This is a genomic window from Haemophilus haemolyticus, from assembly GCF_003490595.1.
GTDB lineage: Bacteria > Pseudomonadota > Gammaproteobacteria > Enterobacterales > Pasteurellaceae > Haemophilus > Haemophilus haemolyticus_L.
On the sequence record NZ_QQGY01000027.1, the window covers coordinates 1 to 779 of the forward strand.

The following is a 779-nucleotide window of genomic DNA, read 5'->3' on the forward strand; positions in this document are numbered from 1 at the left end:
TGGTGTTGTGGGTGATGATAGCTTAACGGTGAAAGGTAAGAACATTAATATTCGCGAAGCTGAGAACCGAGTTTATTCTGATGATTTTTATAGCAAGAAAAAATCAGGCATGTTGGGAGGTGGTATTGGCGTAACCTTTGGTTCTCAAAAACAAACCACGGAAAGTGATCAGACTAAGCTTTATGCGCAAGGTAGCCAAGTAGGTAGCTTGAACGGTAATACTACGATGATTGCAGAAAACACTTATACTCAAACAGCAAGTATAGTGAGTGCCATTAAAGGTGATGTAAATATTCTGGCACAAAAAGTGCAAATTAAAGCGGCTGATGATAAATACGAAACCAATACCAAACAAACCTTTGAACAAAAAGGTTTAAATATTGCGATTACTTCTCCTGTTCTTTCTGCTATTCAGGCTGTACAGGGCGCGGTGCAATCTACTAAACAAGTGGGTGCTAGTAAGCACGATCGTGTAAACGCTATGGCAGCAGCCAATGCGGGCTTTGATGCTTACCGTGCAGGCGATAGTGTAATGAACGCGGGTAAATCTATTCAAGATTTTATGGATAGTGGCAATATGGATTCTGTCGTAGGTGTTCAAATTACGTATGGACAACAAAAGAACGAATCGAGAACCCATATTGAAGGTAATACCGCGGCCAAATCTCAAGTGAATGCCGGAGACAAAGTAAATATTGTTGCTACAGGGGCAGGCAAAGCATCCAACATCACCATTAACGGTTCGGATGTGTCTGGTAAACAAGGAACCTTCTTGGGGG

Annotated in this window: 1 protein-coding gene; it reads left to right on the forward strand. The window is 41.7% G+C overall.

Annotation, left to right across the window (positions count from 1 at the left end):
* Nucleotides 1-779, forward strand: a 779-nt coding sequence (locus DV415_RS10055) for a hemagglutinin repeat-containing protein (protein WP_192879135.1), incomplete at both ends; no start/stop codon positions are given.